This is a genomic window from Haloarcula halobia, assembly GCF_029338255.1.
Lineage (GTDB): Archaea > Halobacteriota > Halobacteria > Halobacteriales > Haloarculaceae > Haloarcula > Haloarcula halobia.
Window position 1 is genome coordinate 710,965 of record NZ_CP119787.1, and the last position, 18,594, is coordinate 729,558.

An 18,594-nucleotide genomic window follows, 5' to 3' on the forward strand; every position below is an offset into this window, starting at 1 on the left:
GTTTTCGCCCACGGTTTTGCGGTGAGTAGTGCGTGCGGGTTGCGCACCCGAACCGCGAAAAGGTGGACTCGGACGACGCAGGGTGCCGTGGCGAAACAGGCCATCGTGGACGCGTTAAAGCGAATGCCCGACGAGGACGACGAGGGCGTCGACACCGAGCGGTTACGAACACGCCCGCAGCCCGGTCACGCCCCGACGACCCACTTGTCGGAGTACCGCTCGCCGCACGAACAGACCGCGTAGGCGTGGACGACGTCGCCCTCGGCGTAGAGCCCGCCGACCTCCTCGTTTTGCGCCTCGGCGAAGGCGAAGACGAACCGCGTGGTGTGGTCCGCGTCCGGTTCCTCGTCGACGACGGGGCAGCTCGCGTCCGTCAGGTCGTCGTGGACGACCCCGTCGGTCTGCATCGCCTGCTGGGCCAGCCGCATCGGGTCGATGCCCGTCGCCGACTGGAACGCACTCCGGCCGTCGTCGCCCGGGAGGACGAGCACGAGGCCGTCTTCGACCGATTCGGCGTGCCCCGCGAGCGCACCGGGGTTCGAGACGGCGTCCTCGTGTAGAAAAAAGAGGACGTCGTCCGGGCGGTCGCCGGCGAGGAACTCGCTGTGTTTGCTCATGCTCGCTCCGAGTCGCCCCCGACTCAAAAGTGACGTGCTCCGGCGTCCGGCACCCACCGTTTTGACCCTGCCGCCCGACGTGTCATCTATGCCAGACTTCCGTCAGTACGTCACCGACGTCGTCCACGAGTCGACCCAGACCGACAGCCCGGGCTTCGACCTCACCGTGGCCGCCGTCTACGAGATAACGGACCCCGGCCGCATCGACTTCGGCGGCGGCGAGCTCGAGGCGGCGACGACGGCACTCCACGAGACCCACACGCGGGACCCGGACGACGACTACGAGTGGTGGACGCTCCGCGAGGGACAGTACCTCATCGAGTACAACGAGGCGCTGACCGGCGCGGCGACGGTCACGCTCCAGCCCCGGACCGAACTCCTCGAGCGAGGCGGCTCGCACCCGACGTTGCACGTCGAGACGCTGCCGCGGGTCCCGCTGTCGGTCGGCGGCGCGGGGCTGAAACTCAAGGAGAACGCGCGGGTCAGCACCATCGTCGACGCCGAGGCGTGACGGGTCTCGGGGCGTGACAACGCCCGTCGTGCCCGCGAGGACGGTTCGATGCGCTTTTGCCTCGCCGTCGAATGGACACAGGTATGGCAGAATTCACGGTCGCCGTCTCCGACCCGGAGAGCGGCCACACCTACCAGATCGACGTGGACGGACAGGACGCGAACCGGTTCATCGGCCGCGAGATCGGCGAGGAGGTCGACGGCGGCGCCGTCGGCCTCTCCGGCTACACGCTCGAGATCACGGGCGGTTCGGACACGGCCGGTCGTCCGATGCGGCCCGACGTCCGCGGGACCGCCACGAAGGCCATCATGTCCGACGGCGGCGTCGGCTTCGAGCCGACGGCCGACGGCGAGCGCAAGCGCATCACCATCCGCGGGCGCGAGGTCGGCGACGACACCCGCCAGATCAACGCCAAGGTCGTCGCGCGCGGCAGCGGTGACGTCGACGAGCTGCTCGGCGACGCCGACGACGAGTAACGACCGTGGCAGATCGCGTTCCGAGCGACCACGACGCCGTCGAGACACATCGCGTCCCCATCGCACGCGTCGGCCGGACCGACAGCCCCCAGGTCGTCCTGCCCGACGCGGTGGACCTCGAGGACGGGTCGGTCGTTCGGGTCGCGCTCGACGGCACCAACTACCACGCGGCGGTCGAGCGCGACATCGACGGCGACCGGGTCCTCTCCCACGTCGCGGCCAACGCTCGCCTCGCCCGCGAACGGGAGGGTAAGAACCGCCTGGCCGAGTGGGTCCGGGACGCCGACGTCTCGATCGGGGGCAGCGCCCACTTCGACGTGGTTACCCCTGGCCACGAGTACGGCCTCCGGACGCCCGGGACGCGGGTCGTCTACACGGCGACCGAGCGACCGAACCGGTCGCTGTCGGACATCGCCGAGTCGCTGGACGGGTAGCCGACCGATTCTCACGGATATCTTCGATTCTCTCTCCTGATACTGGCACGAAACGCTCATTATCGGGGCCGGCGAACCGTCCACCAACCTGGCCATGTCCGAATCAGTCATCGCGGATTTCGTGGCCAAATTCAACTCGGAGGTCGCCGGCCGGTCGGACCCGATCAAGGGCCGGGTCGTGCTCTCCCAGAAGCGCCTGGTCCTCATCGCGGACCAGGACGACAAGCTGACGATTCCGCTTTCGTCTATCTTCGACGTGGCCATCGGCCAGGTGCCCGACGACCTGGGCGGTTTCTTCAACTCGACGGTGACCGTCGCCTTCGAGAAAGGGGGGCGGCGCCTGGTGGCGGCCGTCGAGGCCGACAACGAGAAGATAGAGAAGTTCGGCACGGTGTTGTTCAAGGCCATCGTCAACGGGACCGAGACGACGGTCAACCGGCACGCCCGGGTCGGCGGCCGCGTCACCGACGAGTCGTTCGTGACGGCCCGCCTCTTCCTGACCCCCGACGCCGTCGAGTTCCGCCGCCCGGACTCGACGTTCTCGATTCAACTGGGGACCGTCTCGAACTTCGACCGGACCGAACGCGACGTCGCCGGGGCGACGCGACCGGTCCTCGAGGTCCGACACATGCAGGACGGCCAGGCGGTGACGACGCTGGCGGCGCTGCCCTCGCCCCGGAAGATGTCCATCCTGGGGCGGTACCTCCGCCGGACCTACTCCGAACTGATGGAGGAACTCGACGACGTCGACCTCACGAAAGACAAGAAGGAGCTGCTGGTCGCGCTGTACTCCACGGGCGACATGGAGGGGATGCCCCTCGCGAGCATCCTCGGCGTCGACGCCTCGCAGGTGTCGATGCTCATGCAGGACCTGGAGGCAGACAACCTCGTCCAGACGGCCGAAGACGGCCCCTCGCTGACACCGAAGGGGAAGATCGTCGCCAGTCGCCACCTAGAGGACGTCAACGTCTGAGGCGACCCGGGCGAACAACCCGTGAATATCAGCAAGGTATATCCGGCCGAGCGACGACGCTCCCGGTATGACCTTCGTCGACGACCTGGCGGCCGTGGCCGAACCGATATGGGCGGCCACGCTCGACCACCCGATGGTCGCACAGCTGGGCGAGGGCACCCTCGACGAGGCCCCGTTTCGCTACTGGGTCCGCCAGGACTACGTCTACCTGGCCGAGTACAGTCGCGTCTTCGCGCTGGGGGCGGCCAACGCGCCCGACCTGGCCCGGATGGGCCGGTTCGCCGAACTCCTCGACGCGACGCTCAACACCGAGATGGACCTCCACCGGGAGTACGCCGCGGACTTCGGTATCTCGGCGGCCGACCTCGAGGCGACCGACCCCTCGCCGACCACGCGAGCGTACACGGACTTCCTCGTCCGCGTCGCGGCCACCGGGACGTTCGGCGACCTCGTCGCCGCACTCCTGCCGTGCATGTGGGGGTTCCACGAGACGGCCGTCCGACTCCGCGCCGACGGCCTGCCCGACGAGGAGCGGTACGCCGAGTGGATTCGCACCTACTCGGACGAGGACTTCGGTGCCCTCGCCGAGTGGTGCAAGGACCTCATGGCCGACGTCGCCGCCGAGTCGACGGCCGCCGACCGCGAGCGCTACCGCGACCTGTTTCGTACCTCCGCCCGCTACGAGTATCGCTTCTGGGACGCCGCCTGGCGGCAAGAGGCGTGGGACGTCTGAGCGGCCGTCGTCACTGGTCGGCGATGGCCTCGCCGGCGATGGACCGCCCGCGGGCCTCCAGTTGCACCTCGCGGCGCGTCCGGACGGGTTCGAGGATGTCCGACTCGATGAGCCGATCGTAGACGGCCTCGACGTCGTCGACGTCCATGTCCACGAAGTCGGGGATCTTGAACGGCGAGATGCCCGAGTACAGCGCCATCAGCACCTGGGTCTCCTCGGGGGAGAGGTCCACGTCGTCGGTGTTGTTGCGCTGTTCGCCCTGTCGGACGAGCCCCTCGAGCAAGGAGACGTGCCGGGGGTTCCCGGTGAGGTGTGTCTCGACGCTCGTGCCCTCGACGGTGTGTTCCACCTCCAGCACCGGCCGCTCGCTGCCGCGTATCTCCTTGGTCTTTTCCTCGACGGTGCCGACGTCGTCCAGCTCCAGCTGGACGAACGTGCCGCTCTGGATGGCCAGGTCCACGCAGTCCTCGTCCATCTTGAGGCGTGCTTTCTCCCAGTTCGTCTCCTGGACGACGCCCCCTTTGACCGCGGGGTGGTCGACGAGAACGACCACCTGGTCCAGCAGCGAGCTGTAGAGGTGTTCCTCGAAGGCCGTGTCGTCCTGTGCCGAGACGAGGAACACGTCCCGCCCGGCCTGGAGTTTGATGTAGCCGTCGACCTGTGCGAGCGGCTGGTTCATCTGACTGGCCGAGACGCTGGTCAGCGACGACAGGGCGACGGTCCGCTTGCCCTCGTTGGTCGCGAGCACGAGTCGTTTGTTCGAAAGCAGGATGCGGCCCGGCGTCCACTCGATGTCGTTTCGCTTCCGGCCGTCCGAGATGACCTGGACGAACTTGCCCCGGGTATCGACCAGCTTCCGTTCTTCCTCGCCCATCGTGTTACCCCGTGGTGCCTTCGGCTACGGCCCTGTGGGACTTAACGAGTCTGGCCTCGGGCACCTCGCGGGGCCGCGACGGCACCGCCGTCATCCCCGGCCCCCGAGCTTCGAGAGCGCCGAGAAGGCCTTCTTGCGGACCATCTCGTGGTCCGTCTCGTCGACGAGACGGTCGAGCTCCTTGCGCGAGCGTTCGCCGCCCACCTTCCCGAGGGTGAATATCGCCTGCCCGCGGACGGCCGGGTCGACGGCGTCGTCGGTGACGATGTCGAGCAGTCGGCGCTCGACCATGTTGTCCTCGCCGCCCAGCTCGGCCAGGCTGGTGGCGGCGAACTGCTGGAGCATCTGGTCGTCCTCGTGCAGGGCCTCGACCAGCGCGTCGATGACTCGGCCGCGTTCGGCGTCGGTGGTGACCCGGCCCAGGAGCCAGGCCGTGTTTCGCTGCTGTGCCGCCTGAGTGCTCTCCTCTAGGATTTCGACGAGCGGGACGACGACGCTCCGGTCGTCCGTGCTCGACAGTTTCTCGACGACCGTCTCGCGGATGGTGTGGCTCTGCTCGGTCGGGACGTTCGCGAGCAGTTCGATGAGCGAGTAGACGCCGGCACGCCGGACCGCCGGCGAGTCGTCGGACATCGACTCGACGAGGTAGTCGACGGGCCTGTCGTTGCCGAAGTTGCCGAACGCGCCGACGGCGATGCGCCGGACCCGCTCGTTGTCGTCCTCGTACATCGGCAAGAGCGCCTGGAGCGCCTGTCGGTTCCCGATGTTCCCGAGTGCCTCGGCGGCCTCGCGGCGAACGGCGGCCTTCGGGTCGGTCAGCAGTGACTCCAGTGGGTTCGTCGCCCGTGAATCGCCGATCTTCCCGGCCGACCGGGCCGCGCGAGCGCGCACCCGCGGGTCCTGGTCCTGGAACCGCTCGGCCAGCTTCGGCACGGCGTCGGCCTGCCCCAGGCTGCCGAGGCCGTTGGCGGCGGCCATGCGCAACTCCGGCACCTCCGAGCCGAGCGCCTTCGTGAACGCCTTGGCTTTCACCCAGTCGGCGGCGTCGTCGCCGATGTCGATGCCGGCCATGCTGCCGATGAGCTGCTCGATGGCGTCCCCGCCCAGCTCCTCGAGGGAGTCGATGGCCGCGGCGGTGACCGCGTCGCTGTCGCCCTGGGCGGCCCGGACCAGCGCGTTGACGACGTCGCGGCGGTCGTCGTGGTTCGGGAAGTTCCCGAGCAGTTCCGCGGCCCGCTTCTTGACGCGCTCGTTATCGCTCTCCCGCAGGACCCTGATGAGCTCCTGGACCTCGCCGTTCCGTTCGAGTTCGTAGAGGCTCATCGGCTCACACCCGGCGGTAGATGCGGTGCTGTTTGTCGACCGGTTCGAAGGCGTCCCGGCAGGCCGCGGGGAGGGTCTCGGTCATCCCGATCATCAGGTACCCGCCCTCGCGCAGCGAGTTCCGGATCGTCTCGAAGATGGGAACCTTGTACTCGGAGTCGATGTAGATGAGCAGGTTCCGACAGAACACCAGGTCGAAGTCCCGCTTGGGGTCGCCCCTGATGAGGTCGTGTTGCTCGAAGGTGACCATGTCTGTCACCCGCTCGCGCACGCGGAAGGTGGTGCCGTTTTGCTCGATGTACTCGGAGTAATCGTCGAGCGGCGCCAGCTCCTCTGCGATGTCGGTCGTCTGGGACGTCTGGTAGGTCGCCTCGCGTGCCTCCTCGAGGATGTCGGCGTTGATGTCGGTCCCCACGATGTCGATGCGACGGGCGTCGACCTCGGGGTCGTCGAGGGCGAGCATCGCGGCCGAGTACGGCTCACGGCCGTCCGCGCTCGGGGCCGACCAGAGCCGCACCGAGCGGTTGTTCTCGGTCAGATCCCGCAGGACCGGGCGCAGCGACTCCCAGGCCTCGGGGTTGCGGAAGAACCCGGTGACGTTGATCGACAGCGAGTCCAGCAGGTTCTCGCGTTCCTCGGGATCGCGCTCGAGCAACCGCTTGTACCGGCGGTACGAGTCGGTGTCCGTCCGCCGCATCCGGGCGTTGATGCGCCGGTCGAGGTACGAGTCGTTGTAGAACCCGGACTCGAACTCCATCTCGGATCCGATGAACTCGAGCAGCTGCTGGAACTGGCGCTCGCTCCCCTCGCTCATAGCGTCACCACGTCGAGAATGTGGACGATGTTCCCGTCGCCCAGCACGGCGGTCCCCGAGAGGCCCGCGGTCCCCGAGAGGATGCCCTCCAGGGGCTTGACCACCACCTCCTCCTGTGAGTTGACCGCGTCACAGTGCAGGGCGACCTGGCGCTCGGACTCGCGGATGCGGACGAGCATGCCGTCGCCGTTGGCGTGTGCCCCGTCGACGTCGAAGGTGTCGGCCAGGTGGATGACCGGGTAGATGTCGTCGTTGTGCTTGATGACCTCCTTCCCGTTGACCTGCTTGACGGCGCCGGTCCCGGTTATCTCGTCGACGTTCTTGATGGGGATGCCGTACTCCTCGTCGCCCACCTCGACGAACAGCACCTTGACGATGGCCATCGTCACCGGGAGGCGAAGCGCCACGGTGGTCCCCTCACCGGGCGCCGAGTCGACGTCGACCGACCCGTCCAGCTGGGTGACGGTGTCGTGGACGACGTCCATCCCGACCCCGCGGCCGCTGGTGTCGGTCACCTCGTCGGCCGTCGAGAAGCCCGGATGGAAGATGAGGTCGTATATCGAGGAGTCGTCCATCGCCTCCAGCTCCTCGGGCGAGCGGACGCCCTTCTCGATGGCCTTGTTCTTGATGCCATCGACGTCGAGGCCGGCCCCGTCGTCCTCGACCTCGATGATGACGTGGTCGCGCTCGCGGGAGGCACGCAGCGTGATGTGGCCCGTCGGGTCCTTCCCAGCGGCCTCGCGTTCGGCGGGGCTCTCGATACCGTGGTCCACCGAGTTCCGCAGGATGTGCATCAGCGGGTCCGATATCTCGGTGAGGATGGTCCGGTCGAGCTCGATGTCCTCGCCCTCGATCTCGAAGTCGACGTCTTTCTCCAGTTCGCGGGCGAGGTCGCGGACCAGGCGCGGGAACTTCCCGACCACCTTCTTCAGCGGGATGAGCCGCATGTCCATCACCGTGTTCTGGAGGTTCGCCGTGATCTTGTCCAGCTCGTTGAGCGTCTCGCCGGCGGAGTCGACGTCGTCCTGTTCGACGGCCCGGCGGAGCTTGATGCGGCTGGTGACCAGTTGCTCGACCAGGCCGTGGAGGTCGTCGAGCTGGTCGACGTCGACGCGGACCGACTTGATCTCGTCGACGCTGTGCTCGTCTTCCTTGGCGGCGCCTGACGCGCCGGCACCCGTCCCCCCGGCGCTCGACTCGTCGTCGCCCGTGTCGCCCGGCGCGTCGTCCCCGCCCGCGCCGGCGAGCGCGTCGGTCACGTCCGTCGCCTCGAAGGCCTCGATCTTCCCGATGGAACCGAGTTCGGCGTCGACCGTCGCAGCGTCGGTGGCGTCGAGGTAGAGGACGAACGTCTCGTCGAACTCCCCGTCCTCGATGTCCGCCCGGTCCGGTTCGAACGCGAGGACGTCGAAGGCTTCCTCGGTGGCTTCCATCGCCAGCATCGCGTCGACGCCGGGCATGTCCGACGCGCCGACGTCGACGGTCACGTGGACGACCCGTCCGTCGGCGTCGTCGGCGTCGATGTCCGCGTCGACCGACACGGCGTCGGCGCTCCCGTCGTCGGTCGCCGTCTCGGTCCCGCCGTCGTCGCCGGCCGACCCCGCCGCGCTGGCTCCCTCCTCGAGGACCGCACGCAGCTGCTCGACCATCTGGTCGGTGTCTGTCTGTGACTCGCCATCGGCCTCGATCTCGTTGACGATGACCTCGATCTGGTCGACGCCGGCAAAGACCAGGTCCATCACGTCCGCGGTCACCTCCATCTCTCCCTGGCGCATCGCGTCGAGGAGGTCCTCGACGGCGTGGGCCAGGTTCGCGGCGTCGTCGAAGCCCATCGCGCCGAAGTTCCCCTTCAGCGTGTGTGCCGTCCGGAAGATGGAGTCCATCGCCTCCCGGTCCGACGGGTCGGACTCCAAATCGAGCAGCGAGTTGTTCAGTTCCGTTATCGCCTCTTCGCTCTCGCGGATGAACGCGTCGAGATACTGGTCGTCCATTATCTGGTCACCTCAGTCGTAATCGTATCGAGAATGCCGCCTGCGATCTCCTCTATCGGGAGCACGTCGTCCACACAGCCTGTCTCGACGGCGCGTTTCGGCATCCCGTAGACGGCCGACGTCGCCTCGTCCTGTGCAATCGTGTGGCCGCCGGCCTCCTTGACCGCGCGGATGCCGTCGGCCCCGTCGTCGCCCATCCCGGTGAGGATGGCCCCGACGAGCGGGTCGTCGATGGTGGCCGCTGCCGTCTCCATGGTCACGTCGACGGCCGGCCGGACGCTGTTGACCGGCGGGTCCTGGTTCAGCTTCACCCGGAGCCGGCCGTTCCGGTAGTTCTTGACCGCCATGTGGTAGTCCCCGGCGGCGACCATGGCTTCGCCGCCGGCGAGCCGGGCCCCGTCGCGGGCCTCCCGGACGTCGTAGTCGCTGCGGGCGTCGATGCGCTCGGCGAAGCGGCCGGTGAACCCCTCCGGCATGTGCTGGACGATGAGGACCCGGAGGTCGGCGTCCCGCGGCAGCGACGCCATCACCGTCTCGACCATCTTCGGGCCGCCGGTCGAGGAACCGACCAGCAGCGTCGGGTTCTCGACGAACGCCCGTTCGCCGGACCGGGGCTTGCTCCGGCTTGCCCCGCTGCTCGTGGTGGTCTTCGACCCCGTGCCGGTCGAGGCAGTGGCGGTCGCCCCGCCGGTCCGGCCGGCGGACGCCTGCCCGGCGACGTCCGCCTCGGCGACGGAGGTGACGATGTCGACCAGCTGGTCTTTCAGCCGGGACATCTCCATCGACACCTCACCGCCGGGCTTGGTGAAGAAGTCGACGGCGCCCTTATCGAGCGCCTCGAAGGTGACGTCGGCGTTCTCGTCGGTGTGTGCCGACAGCATCAACACCGGCACCGGGTGGTCGGCCATGATCCGCTCTGTGGCCTCGATGCCGTCCATCTCGGGCATCTCGACGTCCATCGTCACGACGTCGGGGTCGTGCTCGCCGACCGCGTCGACGGCTTCGACCCCGTTGCGGGCCTGTGCCACGACGTCGATCCCCCCCTCGTCGAGGATGTCGGAGATGACACTCCGCATGAAGTGTGAGTCGTCGGCGACGACTGCCCGTGGGGCACTACCGACCATCGTCACCGACGCTCCCGTCCGATAAACTCGCTCGACGCACGGGACCCTCGCATACCTACTCTGAAGTCGAGTCCGGCCCCGAAATAAAGACTCCGCCCGCGTAATCAAAGACGATAATCCAGCAGGCAGTTTTATACGGGGCTGTTTCCCTACGTTCTGGTACGTACCCGGGAGCACCTATGTCAGCACAGTCAGGCACGACCGGCCAGGTCCTCGAGTTCAAACTCGGGACCGAGACCTACAGCGTGAGTATCGACTACGTGACCGAGATCGTCGACGTCGGGGAGCTGACGAAGGTCCCCAACGCGCCGTCGTACGTCGAGGGCGTGATGGACCTGCGCGGTCGGACGACGTCTATCGTCGACCCGAAGGCGGTCTTCGGCCTCGACGACGACGGCGAGGGCCGTCGAATCATCGTCTTCGATCCGGACATCGTCCAGGAGCAAAGCGCCGTCGGCTGGCTGGTCGACGAGGTGTTCCAGGTCGTCCAGGTCGACCCGGAACAGGTCGACCGGTCGCCGGGCGACGACGCCGGGTCCATCCGCGGGGTGGTCAAGCGTGACGACGACTTCGTCATCTGGGTGGATCCGGCCGTCGTCCACGCTCGTGACTGAGACGCCACGCGTCGGCCGATTCGTCGCTTGGGCTCCGAACCGGGTCGATACGATTTTTGTCACCACTGACGAACACGCACACTACTGCACCATTCGAACGAACCAATGATTCAACTCACACAGACGGGCATCGACGGACTCGACGACATCCTGAACGGCGGTATCGTGACCAACTCGACGACGCTTGTAAGCGGGAACCCCGGGGCCGGGAAGTCGATCCTCTGTCTCCAGTACATCTACAACGGGGTCGACCAGTTCGGCGAGAGCGGCATCTACCTCACGTTCGAGGAGAACGCGTCCGACCTCCGGGAGGCGGCCGAGTCGCTCGGCTTCGACAAGTGGCCGGAGTACGTCGCCGACGGGAAGATCAAGGTGTACGACAAGCAGGAACTCCTGCGCGAGAACGACTTCTCCTCGTCGATCGATCTCCTCCTGGACGACCTTGAGGACGACCAGTACGACCGGCTCGTCCTCGACTCGCTTGCCATGTTCGAGCTCTTTTTCGACGACGAGATGGAAAAACGCACGTACCTCCTGAAGTTCACCGATATCCTCCGGGAGAACGGGTTGACATCGCTGATCACCAACGAACAGGGATCGACGTTCCCCGACACCGACATCGGCCTCGCGAACTACCTGACCGACGGGAACATCTATCTCATCCAGACCCCGACCGACTCCGGCGTGAACCGGTACGTCTGGGTCGCGAAGATGCGCAAGCAGAACATCGAGACCGACATCTTCCCGATGGAGATCGACTGGGGTGGCATCCAGATCCACCCCAGCGCCAGCGCCTTCTCGATGATGGGCGAAGGCGACCCCCCAATATAGGGCCACATTTCCAGATTATTATCCAGTGAAATGGCCGTCTTGTTGCCTCTAGAGTGTGATTTGCGCTGAATCGGCGTTTCGACGAATCACGGTGTTTTCAGCCGGCTATCATCGTCGATAGTTTTATTATCGGAAAAATTCATGTTTTGATAACGATGTCTTCAGCGGATATTCTCCAGACTCTGGGGAACAAATACAGCGCCGAGATACTCGACGCGACCGACGAGCCGGTGTCGGCTCAGGAGCTGAGCGACGAGCTCGGTATCCCGATCGCGACCTGTTACCGTCGCATCGACGAACTGACCGAGCACGACCTGCTCGAACTCCACGACAACATCCTCTCCGACGACCGCCGCCGGATCAAAGTCTACCGGCGGAACGTCGACCAGGTCTGTGTCGACTTCGAGGAGGAACTGTCGGTGAACGTCGAGGAACGCTCGGAAGTGACGAACAAGCTCGACGAGGCCTGGCGAACGCTCTCCGACGGCTAACGTCCTTCTCGAACCCGCTCTCGTCCGTCGATTCCCCGGTATCATCGCTGTCGATTCGGTTATCACGATAGATATTTTCGTGCGTGGATTTAAGACCGGTCTTCCTGTATCGCAGTGTAATGCCGGTAATCGAACTTCTCTACGCCATCACGACGCTGGTGTTCGTCGTCGCTGGCCTCACCATGGTCGGGATGGCGATGCGAGCGTACGTCCAGACATCACGGGATGCGATGCTCCACCTCTCGCTTGGCTTCTCGCTCGCCGTCGCGGGCGCAGCGGCCACCATGATCAGCGCGTTCATCAACGACTTCGAGGGCGTCAAGTCGCTGCTCCTCGTCAACAGCGGACTCACGACCTTCGGCTACCTGTTCGTGATGTACAGCCTCATCACGTACGAGTGAACGCGCGTGCGGGGTGGAGAGACAGCCGGCTACCGCGCTCTGCAAATCGTTTTCACGCGTGATTTCGAGTCAAGCGACGATTTCACCGCTGAATCGAGCGCGTACATCTCCACTCGAAACGAACCTGGTTTCCGGCCCTCTACTCTGAAATTCTGACTGTTTCAAGCGCTGAAAACTCCGTTATCAGTACAGATATTTCGGGGGGAGGTCTTATTACCGACGACCCAAACGTTTCTGGTAGGGTCAGACAGACCCGGAATATCCATGTTCACGGAACACAACGACGACGACCGCGGGCAGGTCGGGATCGGCACGCTCATCGTGTTCATCGCGATGGTGCTTGTCGCCGCAATCGCCGCGGGCGTCCTGATCAACACCGCCGGCTTCCTGCAGAGCAGTGCCGAGGAGACCGGGCAACAGAGCAGTGACCAAGTGACGAACCGCGTCGAGGTTGTCAATGCGGTTGGTACGAATATTGACAACGGTGCGAACACGGTCGACCGCGCCGAGATTACCGTAAAGAAGGCACCCGGTGCGGGGAATATCGACCTCGGGGCGACTATCGTTCAGTACGTTGACTCGTCTGGCTCCTACGATCTCACCCAGGGTGGTACCACTACGTCCGATGCCAGCCAAAGTGCATTCGCCGTCACGAGTATTCAGGATGAAGACGGGAGCAATCCTGTGCTGAACGACGCTTCCGACCGCGTCAAAATCGTTCTTGACCTTGGCGAAATCAAATCCCAAAGCACGAACAACGCCGGGAACGGCCTCAGCGAAGGCGAAACCGCGACGGTCCAGATCAACACCCAGTCCGGTGGTACGACTGAGGTCCGCCTGGTCGTCCCGGAGACCCTGTCTGGCAGTTCCGCCGTCACGCTGTAACTCGGCGCTTTCTTTTTCGGTTTCTCTCGAACCGCGACCAGCGACGGAATTATACCACTCCTTCACACACTAGAGCGTATGGCACAGGGGTCAGACGAGGGCAACCCGGAGGACGGCAAGATTCTCTCCCCTGAAGAGCTCGACATCGCCGACGACGAGCACGTGACCCAGCTGGACGAGAGCCGGTACGTCGTCTCCTCCGACGTCCGGACAGAGGACTCGCCGGGCACGCAAGCGACGCCGTCGCCGGACCCCGAACCCGACCCGGAACCGGAGCCAGACCCCACGCCGGAATTCACTGACGCGAACGTCCACGAGTGGCTCGCCGAACAGATGGACGAGTCGAACGCGCGCTACGGCTTCGACGTGACGGCGAAGTTCGACGGCGGCGTCGACCAGCAGAAGCTCGTCTCGAACGACATCGTCACGGTCTTCGAGAGCCTGCTGCTCTGGTACGCCCGGCAACTCGACGGGTCGACGCCCGTCGAGGAGGTGCTGGGGATCCTCCTCACGCAGTCGAACGTCCCGGTCCGGTACCCCTCTTCGACCATCCGGGACCTCGTCGAGTCGACGAACCTCGGCCCGGACGACACCATCGCGGACCTCATGGCGGCCGTCGACGACGAGGACGGCCTCGAACTCTGAGCGCCGGGAGATTTAAATCCCGCCGTCGTCGTTGCTGGGGTAATGGCCGGAGGGCACCCGCATCTGTTGCTCGCTGTGGTCATCGCGGTGTCACTTGTCGCCACCGGTCCGCTGGTCGGTGTCGACGCGACGGGGCCGCCGGCAACCGAGTTCGGCGACGGGACGGCGTCTGTCGCCGAGGTGACCGTCGACACCGGCGACCTCGCCGTCACGCCCGGCCGGTTCGGGACCGGCGTCGACTACCTCCGCGTTCCCGCGGCCGCCGTCGACGTCGACTCGGTCTCGGGCCGCCCCCGACTCATCTACGTCGTCTCGGTTCCGGCACTCGACCTGTCGCTCACCGAGCAGGCGGTGCTCACGTCGGCGGCGACAACTCGACTGGACCCGGACGACCGCGCCTTCGAGCGTGGTAGTCTCGCCAACGAATCCTACGACGCGACGCTGACCGTCCGCGTCCAGAGTTTCACCGCGTCGACCACCGTCTACCGGGAGAACGTCACCGTCGAGGTGCGGACCTGATGTCGGCGCCGCCGTCGCTTTCCACTGCCGTGCTCGACCCCACGGCGCTCCGTGCCCGGGTGCGTGCCGGCGGCCGCTGGCTGTTCGGCGACCGGTACGGACTGGTCCTCTGGCTGGCGCTCCTGCTTACGCTCGGTGCGACCTGGCGCATCGGCGTGTTCCTCACCGACACGTACGCGACGGCGAACACGCTCGTCGCCCTCTCGCAGGGGAGTCTCGCCGTGACCGAGATCCGCTACTCGCTGACGCTCGGGTCACAGCCGGGCCTGCACAGGGTCGGTGGGTTGCTCTACGGGCGGAACTACGGTCAGCTGGCGGTCGCAGTCCCGTTCGTCTGGCTGCTCGAAGGAGCCTCGGTGCTCGTGGATGCCCGGTTGCTCCTCGTCGGACTGTGGTCCGGGCTCGGCCTGCTGCTGGTCGACCAGGTGAGTCGATTGCCCCAGTTCGACCGTGACCGCACCCTGCCCGTCGGCAGCCTCGCCGTCGCCGTCCTCTTCGTCGGGAGCCTCCTCACGGCGACCGAGCTGCCGCGGGACCAACTGGTGCTCGCCGCCTACCAGCTCTCGACGCTCGTCGCCGCGGCGACGACCGGACTGGTCTGCTACCGACTCTTCACGCTGTTGCACGGACGCCGAGTCGGTCTGGCGGGCGGCGTGGCGCTCGGGTTAGCGACGCCCGTCGGGTTCTGGGCGACGCTCCCGAAGCGGCACACGTTCGTCGCGATGCTGGCGCTCGCGACAGTCTACGCGTTCTCGGTGAGCCGCCACCGGACCGACGGACGGGCGGCACTCAGGGCACGCGCCGGGGCCTACGCGCTCGCCGGCTTCGTGACGTGGACCCACGCGTTCGAGGCATTCTTTCTCGTGGCGACGCTGGGCGTCGTCGACGTGCTGACCGCGCGGTCGAACAGTCCGCGTCGGTTGCTCGTTATCGGACTCGCGCTGCTCGCCGCCTCGACGCCGATGCTGGCGACGAACTACGCGATCTCGGGGAACCCGGCCGAACCGCCCCGGCTGTTGCCCAACGTCGGCGGCGGGGACGTCGAGTTCGTCCCCGAAAACTCCCCGGGGGCCGACGCCGCTGCTGATGGCGGGAGCGATGCCGCCGGTGAAGACAGCGGTGGGCCCGCGAGCGACGGTGAGACGGAAGGAGGACCACCCTTGCTGGCGCCGGTCCTCGGTGCCACAGCCGCGGCCCTCTCGAAGTTCGATATGATATCGCAGTTTACGGTGGGTGCCGTCGTCGAGGGTGCCCGCGTCCTCGACGACCCCGACCGGCTGACCTCGATATTCGTCCGGAGCGGGAACATTCCGGGGGTAGGCTACCAGGTCAACGACTTCGAGACCATCGAGCTCGCGCTCCTCGAGGCGATGCCGTTGCTCGGCGCACTCCTCGCGCTCCCCGTCCTCCTCTTCGGTCGGGCACGCCGGCTGGTGACCGACACGCGGGCGGCCACGGAATTGCATCCCGGGAGCGTCTCCCCGCGACGGCTCTCGCCGACTCGCCAGACCGACCTGCTGGTCGCTGCGCTGGCCGTCGTCATGACCGTCATCTACCTCTCCCGGCTCCCGCTCCACAGCATGCTCACCGTGCGGTACCTCCACCCGGTCGTGCCGCTGGCGGCCTACGGCGTCGTCCGGGTTCCGGCGGTCCGAGACGCGGCGACCCGTGCCCCGCGTTGGCTGGCAGGGGCGTACCTCTGGTGTGTCGCGCTCGGCCTGCTGGTCGTCCTCGGCGGGATTCTCACGCTCGACCTGGCGGTCGGCGAGGCGGTCCAGTACCACGCGCTGGCCAACCTCGTGACCGCAACGCTCGGGGGTGGCGCCGTCGTCGGTCGGACCGTGGTTCCGGACCGCGTCTCGGCCCGGGTGACGGCCGTCGGCCTGGGACTGCCCGCCGGATTCACGACCGCGTACGTCCTGCTCGCGGCGCTCGTGTACTTCCGCTACGGGACGTACGCCTTCGACCTCGTCCGGGTGCTCGCTGGCTCGCTCCCGTCGCTCTGAGGCGTCGCTCACCGCGGCGATCCCGCTGCCGTCAGCGGTATCACGCACGATAATTTACGGGTCAGTTTTATCTATCTAATCCGGGTACCTTCGGACCGATAGGTCATGCCCGACGTACTGATAGCCGACGACTCCGAGTTTATGCGTAACCTGCTCCGAGAGATTCTCGAGGAGGACCACACTATCGTGGGGGAAGTGGAAAACGGCGTGGAAGCCGTCGAGGTGTACAAAGAGGAGACGCCGGACCTGGTGATGATGGACATCGTGATGCCCATCCGGGACGGCATCGAGGCGACCGACGAGATCAAGTCGACGAACCCCGACGCCAACGTCATCATGTGCACCAGCGTCGGCCAGGAGGAGAAGATGAAAGAGGCGGTGAAGGCAGGGGCAGACGGCTACATCACCAAACCGTTTCAGAAACCGAGTGTCATCGAGGCTATCGAAGACGTCGTCCCCTCATAGATGAACGTCGACATCCAGTCGCTGGGCACCTTCAACCAGCTGGCTCACGAAGGTGCACAGCAGGCGACGCAGTCGATGGCCCAGATGACGGGTATCGACGCCACCGTCGACGTGACCAAGATAACGCTCGTCGACCGCGAGGACGTCGGCGAGGCGCTGGTCGGCCAGGACTTCGTCGGTGTCCAGTTCGACTTCGAGGGAGTGCTCGAGGGCGACACGGTGCTGGTCTTCGACACCGACTCCGCGGACACGATGGTCGAGGCGCTGATTCCGGGCGGGAGCGACGACGAGGCGATGGCCCGCAGCGGGGTCGAGGAGGTCGGCAACATCATGATGAGCGGCTTCATCGACGGGTGGGCCGACTATCTGGAGGCCGCCATCGAACACTCGCCGCCGACCTACATCGAGAAAAGCGGCAGGGACGTGCTCCCCGAGACCCGGCACCCGGACGACCACGAGCAGGTGTTCGTGTTCAAGTCCGAGATCGAGTGGGTCGGCGAGTCGGTCAACTTCTATATCTACATGCTCCCGGAGTACGAGGCCTTCGCGGAGGTGATGACCGAACACGCCGACACCGAGGGCGACGCCATCCCCATCGACAAGCTGCACACGTTCAACGAGATGACGACGAGCGGCACGAAGAAGGCCGCCGACAACGTCGAGATGATGACGGGCATCCCCACCGAGGCCGAGGTGAGCCAGATCAGCTTCGTGCCCATCACCGACGTGCCAAAGCAGATCGGCACCGACACCTACGTGGGGACCGTCGTCGAGTTCACCGGCGTGCCCAGTGGCTACCTGCTGGTGCTGTTCGACGAGGTGTCGGCCGTCAACGTCGCCGAGGCGATGATGCCCATCGAGATGGACGGCGACGAACTGACCGCCCAGCACGAGTCGGCCATCGAGGAGCTCGGGAACATCATGACCAGCGGCTTCGTCGACGGGTGGGCGAACGTCCTGCAGACCTCGGTCGACCACTCCCCGCCGCGCCTGGTCCACGACATGGGCCGGGCCATCATGGACCCGCTGGCGGCACAGGTCGGCCAGCACCAGGAACACGCCTTCATCATCGACTCGAAGATGAAGACAGACGACATCGAGTTCGAGGCCGAGATCCACGCGCTGCCAAACGAGCAGGAGCTGCGGCGGGCGCTGGAGGACCTGGACGTCGAGCGGGCCGACGAGACTGACGCGGACGTCGAGCAAATATTCGAATAATGAAGGTCTACGACGGGACACAGTCGACCGACGACGACCAGGGGACCGAACCCGAACGCATCAAGGTCGGCATCGCCGAGTACAAGACGACCATCGACGACGCCGTCCTGACGACCAGCGGCCTGGGGTCGTGTATCGGCGTCGGCATCTACGACGACGTGTCGGGTGCCGCGGGACTCGTCCACGTCATGCTGCCGACGGCGGAGGACATCGACGACGGCAACCGGGCGAAGTTCGCCGACACCGGTGTCGAGGCGCTGGTCGAGGCCCTCGAGGACGCCGGCGCCAGCAGGGGGTCGATGCGCGCGAAGATGGCGGGCGGGAGCGACATGCTCGACTTCTCGGAGAGTGGCTCCTCTATCGGCTCTCGCAACGCCAAACAGGTCAGGGCGACCCTCGAGGAGTTCGACGTCCCGCTCGTGGGCGAGGACGTGGGTGGCGACCACGGCCGCTCGCTCAAACTCGACGCGGGGACCGGCGACCTGGTGGTCAAAAGCGCCAACACCGAATCGACCACGCTGTGACGGTAGGCCATCGCACGTCGAGTGGCCCCGTGCCGGCGGCGCGTCAGACAGACGGCAGTCGGAAGTCTGCCGGCCACGCGGGCGTCAGACGCAAATTACTGCGCTAATTCTCTGGAATAATTTCT

At 66.2% G+C, this 18,594-nt stretch carries 22 protein-coding genes; 16 read left to right on the forward strand and 6 right to left on the reverse strand.

From position 1 onward, the window contains the following. Positions 1–185: 185 nt before the first annotated feature. Positions 186–617 carry a DUF5807 family protein gene (locus P1K88_RS03780; RefSeq protein WP_276412671.1) on the reverse strand — a complete coding sequence of 144 codons (432 nt, stop codon included), beginning with the start codon at positions 615–617 and terminating at the stop codon, positions 186–188. Between the two features lie 88 nt (positions 618–705). On the opposite strand from P1K88_RS03780, the gene P1K88_RS03785 reads away from it, so the two are divergent. The 5 genes from P1K88_RS03785 to tenA all read left to right on the forward strand — a co-directional run bounded on the left by P1K88_RS03785 (position 706) and on the right by tenA (position 3,744). Next, the gene (locus P1K88_RS03785; protein ID WP_276412673.1) at positions 706–1,128 is read left to right on the forward strand and encodes a dCTP deaminase/dUTPase family protein; all 423 of its coding nucleotides are present in this window, start codon (positions 706–708) and stop codon (positions 1,126–1,128) included. Positions 1,129–1,211: 83 nt separating this feature from the next. After that, positions 1,212–1,604, forward strand: a complete 393-nt coding sequence (locus P1K88_RS03790) for a 30S ribosomal protein S6e (protein WP_276412674.1) — start codon at positions 1,212–1,214, stop codon at positions 1,602–1,604. Positions 1,605–1,609: 5 nt separating this feature from the next. Beyond that, on the forward strand, positions 1,610–2,038 hold the full coding sequence (locus P1K88_RS03795; RefSeq protein WP_276412676.1) for a DUF7112 family protein: 429 nt from the start codon (positions 1,610–1,612) through the stop codon (positions 2,036–2,038). Between the two features lie 94 nt (positions 2,039–2,132). Continuing rightward, complete coding sequence (locus P1K88_RS03800; protein WP_276412678.1) at positions 2,133–3,011, forward strand: CheF family chemotaxis protein; 879 nt, start codon at positions 2,133–2,135, stop codon at positions 3,009–3,011. A 67-nt stretch (positions 3,012–3,078) separates the two neighbouring features. Next, positions 3,079–3,744: a thiaminase II gene (tenA, locus tag P1K88_RS03805; RefSeq protein WP_276412679.1), complete on the forward strand. Its 666-nt coding sequence runs from the start codon at positions 3,079–3,081 to the stop codon at positions 3,742–3,744. Positions 3,745–3,754: 10 nt separating this feature from the next. Here tenA and P1K88_RS03810 read toward each other — a convergent pair whose 3' ends face one another. The 5 genes from P1K88_RS03810 to cheB form a co-directional block, all read right to left on the reverse strand. Beyond that, positions 3,755–4,618 (reverse strand): CheF family chemotaxis protein, encoded by an 864-nt coding sequence (locus P1K88_RS03810; protein WP_276412681.1) that lies wholly within the window; start codon positions 4,616–4,618, stop codon positions 3,755–3,757. Between the two features lie 90 nt (positions 4,619–4,708). Continuing rightward, the gene (locus P1K88_RS03815; protein ID WP_276412682.1) at positions 4,709–5,941 is read right to left on the reverse strand and encodes a HEAT repeat domain-containing protein; all 1,233 of its coding nucleotides are present in this window, start codon (positions 5,939–5,941) and stop codon (positions 4,709–4,711) included. A gap of 4 nt (positions 5,942–5,945) precedes the next feature. Next, positions 5,946–6,755, reverse strand: a complete 810-nt coding sequence (locus P1K88_RS03820; protein ID WP_276412683.1) for a CheR family methyltransferase — start codon at positions 6,753–6,755, stop codon at positions 5,946–5,948. Continuing rightward, positions 6,752–8,746, reverse strand: coding sequence for a chemotaxis protein CheA (gene cheA, locus P1K88_RS03825; protein WP_276412685.1), 1,995 nt, complete (start codon positions 8,744–8,746; stop codon positions 6,752–6,754). Before cheA ends, P1K88_RS03820 begins: the two co-directional genes overlap by 4 nt. Continuing rightward, positions 8,746–9,870, reverse strand: a complete 1,125-nt coding sequence (cheB, locus tag P1K88_RS03830) for a chemotaxis-specific protein-glutamate methyltransferase CheB (protein ID WP_276412687.1) — start codon at positions 9,868–9,870, stop codon at positions 8,746–8,748. The genes cheA and cheB overlap by 1 nt, the downstream gene beginning before the upstream one ends. A gap of 179 nt (positions 9,871–10,049) precedes the next feature. Between cheB and P1K88_RS03835 the strand changes: the two genes are divergently transcribed. From P1K88_RS03835 to P1K88_RS03885, 11 genes are all read left to right on the forward strand, one after another. Next, complete coding sequence (locus P1K88_RS03835) at positions 10,050–10,484, forward strand: chemotaxis protein CheW (protein WP_276412689.1); 435 nt, start codon at positions 10,050–10,052, stop codon at positions 10,482–10,484. A gap of 105 nt (positions 10,485–10,589) precedes the next feature. After that, positions 10,590–11,315, forward strand: a complete 726-nt coding sequence (locus tag P1K88_RS03840) for an RAD55 family ATPase (protein WP_276412691.1) — start codon at positions 10,590–10,592, stop codon at positions 11,313–11,315. Between the two features lie 155 nt (positions 11,316–11,470). Next, positions 11,471–11,806, forward strand: coding sequence for an ArsR/SmtB family transcription factor (locus tag P1K88_RS03845; RefSeq protein ID WP_276276050.1), 336 nt, complete (start codon positions 11,471–11,473; stop codon positions 11,804–11,806). A 119-nt stretch (positions 11,807–11,925) separates the two neighbouring features. Continuing rightward, a complete protein-coding gene (locus P1K88_RS03850) occupies positions 11,926–12,207 on the forward strand; it encodes a DUF7521 family protein (RefSeq protein ID WP_276412694.1) in 282 nt (93 codons plus the stop codon). A gap of 264 nt (positions 12,208–12,471) precedes the next feature. Continuing rightward, positions 12,472–13,092, forward strand: a complete 621-nt coding sequence (locus P1K88_RS03855) for an archaellin/type IV pilin N-terminal domain-containing protein (RefSeq protein WP_276412696.1) — start codon at positions 12,472–12,474, stop codon at positions 13,090–13,092. 78 nt (positions 13,093–13,170) lie between these two features. Then, the gene (locus P1K88_RS03860) at positions 13,171–13,737 is read left to right on the forward strand and encodes a DUF7500 family protein (protein ID WP_276412698.1); all 567 of its coding nucleotides are present in this window, start codon (positions 13,171–13,173) and stop codon (positions 13,735–13,737) included. 42 nt (positions 13,738–13,779) lie between these two features. Continuing rightward, positions 13,780–14,256, forward strand: coding sequence for a hypothetical protein (locus P1K88_RS03865; RefSeq protein WP_276412699.1), 477 nt, complete (start codon positions 13,780–13,782; stop codon positions 14,254–14,256). Continuing rightward, positions 14,256–16,262 (forward strand): hypothetical protein, encoded by a 2,007-nt coding sequence (locus tag P1K88_RS03870; RefSeq protein WP_276412700.1) that lies wholly within the window; start codon positions 14,256–14,258, stop codon positions 16,260–16,262. Before P1K88_RS03865 ends, P1K88_RS03870 begins: the two co-directional genes overlap by 1 nt. A gap of 105 nt (positions 16,263–16,367) precedes the next feature. Continuing rightward, complete coding sequence (cheY, locus tag P1K88_RS03875; protein WP_276412702.1) at positions 16,368–16,727, forward strand: chemotaxis protein CheY; 360 nt, start codon at positions 16,368–16,370, stop codon at positions 16,725–16,727. After that, positions 16,728–17,945 (forward strand): chemotaxis protein CheC, encoded by a 1,218-nt coding sequence (locus P1K88_RS03880; protein ID WP_276412703.1) that lies wholly within the window; start codon positions 16,728–16,730, stop codon positions 17,943–17,945. Further along, a complete protein-coding gene (locus P1K88_RS03885; protein ID WP_276412704.1) occupies positions 17,945–18,469 on the forward strand; it encodes a chemotaxis protein CheD in 525 nt (174 codons plus the stop codon). The genes P1K88_RS03880 and P1K88_RS03885 overlap by 1 nt, the downstream gene beginning before the upstream one ends. Positions 18,470–18,594 lie beyond the last annotated feature (125 nt).